General features: G+C 69.7%; 4 protein-coding genes and 1 pseudogene. 4 read left to right on the forward strand and 1 reads right to left on the reverse strand.

The window, feature by feature from the left end; translation table 11 throughout:
- Positions 1–26 precede the first annotated feature (26 nt).
- Positions 27–326: an AfsR/SARP family transcriptional regulator gene (locus QCN29_RS09340; protein WP_279927265.1), complete on the forward strand. Its 300-nt coding sequence runs from the start codon at positions 27–29 to the stop codon at positions 324–326.
- Positions 323–2,875 carry an ATP-binding protein gene (locus tag QCN29_RS09345; protein ID WP_279927281.1) on the forward strand — a complete coding sequence of 851 codons (2,553 nt, stop codon included), beginning with the start codon at positions 323–325 and terminating at the stop codon, positions 2,873–2,875. Before QCN29_RS09340 ends, QCN29_RS09345 begins: the two co-directional genes overlap by 4 nt.
- A 186-nt stretch (positions 2,876–3,061) precedes the next feature.
- Here QCN29_RS09345 and QCN29_RS09350 read toward each other — a convergent pair whose 3' ends face one another.
- Positions 3,062–4,186, reverse strand: coding sequence for an FAD-dependent oxidoreductase (locus QCN29_RS09350; protein ID WP_279927266.1), 1,125 nt, complete (start codon positions 4,184–4,186; stop codon positions 3,062–3,064).
- Between the two features lie 648 nt (positions 4,187–4,834).
- Here QCN29_RS09350 and QCN29_RS09355 point away from each other — a divergent pair.
- Together QCN29_RS09355 and QCN29_RS09360 are read left to right on the forward strand one after the other, a co-directional pair.
- Complete coding sequence (locus QCN29_RS09355; RefSeq protein WP_279927267.1) at positions 4,835–5,767, forward strand: hypothetical protein; 933 nt, start codon at positions 4,835–4,837, stop codon at positions 5,765–5,767.
- Positions 5,768–5,975: 208 nt separating this feature from the next.
- Positions 5,976–6,091 (forward strand): annotated as a pseudogene (locus QCN29_RS09360) (sulfurtransferase); the annotation flags it as partial.

The raw sequence follows: 6,091 nt of genomic DNA on the forward strand, positions 1-6,091 counted from the left end.
CGCGGTACGAGCAGGGGAGAACATGAATGGGGGAGCAACTCTGCTTCGCTGTTCTGGGGCCCGTCCGTGGCTGGCGGGGACCGGACGAGATTGATCTCGGACCACCGAAGCAGCGAGCCGTCCTCGCCACGCTGCTGCTCGGCGAAGGCGCACATGTCTCGGTCCAGACGCTGGTCGACGCCGTCTGGGGGACCGGATCACCAGGGTCCGCGCTGAGTTCGCTGCGCAGCTATGTGTACCGGCTGCGTCAACTGCTCGGCCCCACGGCGATCCGTTCCATGCGGACGGCTACCGGATCCCCACCTCGCCCGCCACACTCGACCTGACCGCCTTCCGCTGCCTCGTCGCCGAGGCGGACCAGGCCCAACGCGACAACGACGGCAAGACCGCCGCCCGGTGCCTGAACAACGCCCTCGCTCACTGGCAGGGGACAGCGCTGACCGGAATCCGCGGCGAGTACGCCCAGGCACAGCGCGACCGGCTTGAACGACTGCGGCTTTCGGCCGTGGAAGCGAGTTGCGCGGTCCGGCTCGAACTGGGCGAGCACGCCGCCGTCGCAAGGGAACTGGCCGCGCTGGTGGTCGAGCACCCGCTGGACGAACGGTTCCGGGAGATGCTGATGCTCGCCCTGTACCGGTCAGGACGCCAGGCCGAGGCACTCATGGCCTACGGCGAGGCCCGCTCGCTCCTCGCCGACGAGCTGGGGATCGACCCGGGACCTGAACTCCGGCACATGTATGAGCGCATCCTGCGGGCGGACGTCGCGCTGACCACCCCCTCTGCACCCACACACCCAGACCCAGACCCACCGCAGCAAACGCCCCGCCAGCCGGCGCCCGCACAGCTCCCTGCCGATCTGCCGACCTTTGTCGGGCGCGCGGCGCAACTCGCCCAGGTCGACATGATGCTCGACGGCGACAACGGAATACCCGCCGATGTGGGCGTCGCCGTCATCACCGGCATGGCCGGGGTCGGCAAGAGCACGTTCGCAGTCCACTGGGCCCACCGCGTCGCCCCCCGCTTCCCTGACGGCCAGCTGTACATCAATCTCAGGGGGTTCGACTCGGCGGGACTCCCGGTCTCCCCGGAACGGGCACTGCGCACCGTTCTCGAGTCATTCGGGACCGAACCGATCAGCCTGCCGCAGGACCCCGAAGCACTCGCGGCCTGCTACCGCACGCAACTCGCCGGGCGGCAGGTGCTGCTCCTGCTGGACAACGCCCGCGACGCCCAGCAAGTGCGCCCGCTGCTTCCCTCGAACCCTGGCTGCATGGTGGTCGTCACCAGCAGGAACCGGCTGTCCGGCCTGATCGCCACCGACGGGGCCCGCCCCTTCCACCTAGACGTGCTCACCGTCACGGAGGGGCGCGACCTCCTCGTACGCAGACTGAGCGCCAACCGGACCGCCGCCGAGCCGGCAGCCGTCGACGAGATCATCGGGTACTGCGCCCGCCTGCCACTCGCCCTGTCCATCGCGGCCGCACGCGCGCTGACACGCTCGGCCTTTCCCCTTGCGACTCTCGCCTGTGAACTGTCCGACGGCCAAAGCCGCCTGAACACCCTGAGCGACCGCGACACGGCAGCCGACGTCCGCGCCGTCTTCTCATGGTCGTACCACGCCCTCACCCCCGCCGCCGCACGCCTGTTCCGGCTGATCGCCCTCCACCCGGGCCCGGACATCTCGCTCGCCGCCGCAGCGAGCCTCACGGGCCTCACCGCCCCGCACACGCACCAACTGCTGGCCGAACTGACCGAGGCCCACCTCGTGGACGAACCCGTGCCCGGCCGGTACTCCCTCCACGACCTACTGCGCGCCTACGCCGACGAGCTGATCCGCAGCACCGACGAACCGGACGAGCAGCACGCCACCCGCCTTCGTGTACTGGACCACTATCTGCACAGCGCGCACCGCGCGGGGCGTGCGTTCTCCCCCGATCGGCATGCCATCGCGCTGTCCGCGCCTTCTCAGGGTGTCCAGGCGGAGGAATTCCCCCCGGGCGCAGAACGCGCCGGCCCAGCCGCAACCTGGCTCGACACCGAACAAGCCGTACTGATGGCGGCCATCAGAACAGCGGCCGCCCATGGGTGTGACACGCACACCTGGCAACTCGCCTGGGCCATCGGCCATCACCTCGACCGGAAGGCTCACTGGCACGACCTCGAAGCAACCCAGCACCTGGCGCTGGAGGCGGCCAAGCGCCTGGAAGACCCCAATGCCCAGGCGCACATCCACCAGAGCCTCGCACGGGCAGCGGCCTGTCTGGGCCGGGTCGAGGAGGCGCGCAACCACATGGAGCGTGCCGTGGAACTCTTCACCTCCGCTGGTGAGATCACCGCCTGCGCCGACAGCCACCGGCAACTGAGCTGGGTGGCCGAACAGCAGGGTGACCTGGAAGCAGCGCTGTTCCACGCACAGCAGTCCCTCGCTGGGCATCGGGCGGCCGACGACCTGGGCCCGCGCATGGTTGCCGCGCTCAACGCCGTCGGCTGGTGCCACATCCTGCTCGGACAGCACCGACAGGCGCTCGCCCACTGCCAGGAAGCTCTGGCCAGACCAGAGCTTCACGACCGTCCCTACCTCGCAGCGGACATCTGGGACAGTACCGGCCTCGCCCTGCACCACCTGGGACGACATCCCGATGCCGTCGCCAGTTACGAACAGGCCCTCGCCCTCTACCGCACAGTCGGCGTCGCCCAGGCCGAGGCCGACACGCTGCGCCGCCTCGGGGACACCCACCTCGCGTCAGGCCGCGTGGAACAGGCCCGCGCGGCATGGACACAGGCCCTCGCCCTTCTGGAACGACTCGGCCATGCCGACAGCAAGGCCGTCCGAGCCCAGCTCAAAACCCTCACGACGAACCCGCCTTGTCGCTGACACGCCGGTAGGGCGCCTCCGCAGGCTCGCCCGGACGCGGCCCGGCCGGCCAGGTGTGTCGGTCGGCCCGATGAATGTATTGCTCACCAGCGCCGGCCGGGTTGCGGGCGAACCAACCGCCCCCGGAGGAGCCCCCGCCGCCTCCCGACCGGCATCCTGTGGTGGGGGGCGGCGGTACGGTCCGCGTCAGGGCAGGTCGCGCAGCGGGGCGTAGCCGCGTTCGTACAAGGCGTTGGCGCCGTAGCGGAACGCCATGTTGCGCAGGGCGGTGGGCAGGGACCTGGTCCGGTCGCGCCGGTGGGTCTGCCGCTGCACCCAGCGGGTACGGGGGAGCCTGCGCTGGACGAACTGCTGGAGGAGGTCCTCGGTGTTGCCGCCCTCGGCCAGCACCACGGCCAGGACCTGGGCGTCCTCCACCGCCATGGCGACGCCCTGGGCCATGTTGGGCGAACTGGCGTGGGCCGCGTCCCCGACGAGCACGGCGCGTCCGCGCGCCCACGTCTGGCAATTGACCTCCGCCACCGGTGAGACGTACGCGTCGAGAGCGGCGGGTGTGGCCAGCAGGTCCCGTACACGCGGGTCGTAGCCGGCGAAATGCCCGAGGAGGTCGGAAGCATTGGCCGGGTCCTCGGAGGAGGGCGCCGTCACGTCGGCGTAGCAGCACACCCGGCCCCCGCCGACCGGGTAGGCCAGGAAGGCCGTTCCCGGGCCGAGCCACACAGTCCACCGATCGATGTCGGGGGCGTCGGTGAGGAAACGCCAGCAGACCTGCCCGAGGTAGCGGGTCCCAGCCGCCTGATCGACCGACTCCCGCAGGTCCGACCGTATGCCGTCCGCTCCTACGACCACGTCGTACCGGCCGGTCCCGCCGTCGGTGAACGTCACATTCACACCGCCGTCGTGCATACCGTCGTCGGAATGCCTGAGCGAGTCCACGGTGACCCCGTGTTGGACGGGCACCGGCACGATGTCCTGGAGGGCGGCATGGAGGTCGCCTCGGGTGATGCCGACGCAGCCGGCGGTTCCCCGCCACAGTTCGGCCATGTCGATATCGGCCAGCACCCTGCCCCGCTGGTCCATCAGCCGCTGGCCGGGCACGGGCGCTCCCGATTCGCTGAGGTGCTTTCCCACCCCCAGCGCGGTCAGAGCGCGGACGCCGTTCCCGGGCAGGAAGAGCCCGGCCCCACCGGTACGGCTCTCAGGGGACCGCTCGATGACGTCGACGGACATGCCCTCGCGCTCAAGCGCGATGGCGGTCGCCAAGCCGGCGATGCCAGCCCCGACCACGAGGACGTCAAGCTGATTCGGCATGCAGATCTCCCGTATGGTTTCCGGCGGTACGTTCTGCACTACGACCTGCTCAGCGGCTGGGTTCACGGTCAGGGGCTTCGGAGGTGCGGTTCTCTTCCGTCCGAGGTTGGCCGCAATACTGAGCTGGCGGTAGAGCCGACGTGACCAGGGCCTGTACGCCTCCGGCGCGCCCTCCCGCCCTGTCGAGGTGTCCCCGTCGGCACTGGACACCGACGTGGTGTTCGACCCCGGAGAGAGCGCACTGACCGCGTACGTACTGAGGCAAGCGACGTCCCGCTTCCCTGGAAGCCGGCGCCGGGATCCGCGTCCATCTCCCGGGATGCAGCTGGCTGCCACATTGCCTCACCTCGTCGCGTGGTCGCGCCGAAACCCGGACGGGCCCAGACTGCGGGAGCAGTCCGGAGCGTCTCTCTGATAGCGCAGCCAGTGCGCCGCCTCCTCGATGTCTTCCGCATTGGGCTCGCGACGGCGTCACTGCTGTAACACCCCTGACTACGCGGCGACAGAATGACGGGTTCTCCGCACTTCTCGACAGGAGGACCGCGGCAGCGAGACGGGTAACGGTTGTGTCTCGGAGTCGTGTGCTGAGAACCCCGCAAGAGCCGGGCCCGTAGCAGGAGCTGATCGCTTCGGAACGTCCGGAGCGGCATGACCAGCAGCATTCGAGGGTATCTCTCCATGTTCCGCACACGAGCCACAACGCTCGCCTCTCTCGCGACCGTGGGTGTCCTGTTGCTTTCCGCCTGCGACGGAAATGACACCAACGACGCGGGCGCATCCGCATCGTCCTCCGCATCCGGGGCCGGCGATCTGTCCTTCCAGAACGGCACGGCACGGCAGAACAACGCGCCTGCGCAGACCGGTGACTTCGCGCCTGACGCGGCGCCCCCCGCGGCGGCCAAGAAGCCGGTGGCCCGCAAGTGGGTACAGCTATCGGCCGGCCGCGCCGGACAACTGGACCCGGTCGTGGTCAACGGGGCGGGCTTCACGCTGTACCGGTTCGACGAGGACACCGCAGACCCGTCGAAGTCGAACTGCAGCGGGCAGTGCGCCACCACGTGGCCGCCGTATCTGGTCGCGCGCGGCGGCACGGTCTTCCTCGACGGGATCGACAAGTCCGCGATCGGCTTCATCGAGCGCGACGGCGCGCTCCAGGTCACCATCGGCGGCTGGCCCGTCTACCTCTTCAACAAGGACACAAAGGCCGGTGACACCAACGGCCAGGGCGTGGGAGGCACCTGGTTCGGCGTCACGCCGGACGGCGAGAAGGCCGGTGGCGGTCAGCCCGCTGACGATGCCGATCAGTCCGGAGCCGACGCCGGTGCCGACGTCGATCCAGAGGCCTCGCCCGCGGGCAGTGCCACCCTCTTCCAGGGCGCGAACTTCGCCGACCCCTCCCAGGGAGTGGCAGGCCCCGGCTGCCGCAACGTCCGCTTCTCCGGCTCGATCCAGGTCAGCGGCGCCCTCAAGATCTGGGACGGCCCCAACTGCACCGGCAACGTGAAGGTGGTCAGCGGGAATGTCCAGGATCTCTCCGCCATCGGATTCGCCACGGTGAAGTCCGTCCGCTTCCTCGGCTGACACGCTCGGCGCCAGACGCGCGGGCCCGCCTGCTCCGAATCCTCGAAGCGGACGCCGCCGCGATGCTCTGTTGCACCTTCTGAGCGGAAGCACCGGCTTCCGCATTCCCCCAGCCCTGCCCAGGGCACCTGTGCGCTCCTCGATCCCGAGCGAGCGCACCCCTCTCACTTGCACGCCCCGCCGCACACTGCCCCGGAGGAGAAACAGCATGAGCCGCAGCGACGTCCTGGTAGACGCCGACTGGGTCGAGGCCCACCTCGACGACCCCAAGGTCGTCATCGTCGAGGTCGACGAGGACACCTCGGCGTACGACAAGAACCACAT

This window comes from Streptomyces chengmaiensis, from assembly GCF_029846775.1.
Classification (GTDB): Bacteria; Actinomycetota; Actinomycetes; order Streptomycetales; family Streptomycetaceae; genus Streptomyces; species Streptomyces chengmaiensis.

Excerpts from the sequence above, each read along its gene's own strand:
- QCN29_RS09350 (WP_279927266.1), bottom strand. The coding sequence starts at position 4,186 with ATGCCGAATCAGCTTGACGTCCTCGTGGTCGGGGCTGGCATCGCCGGC.
- QCN29_RS09355 (WP_279927267.1), top strand. The coding sequence starts at position 4,835 with ATGACCAGCAGCATTCGAGGGTATCTCTCCATGTTCCGCACACGAGCC.
- QCN29_RS09340 (WP_279927265.1), top strand. The coding sequence starts at position 27 with ATGGGGGAGCAACTCTGCTTCGCTGTTCTGGGGCCCGTCCGTGGCTGG.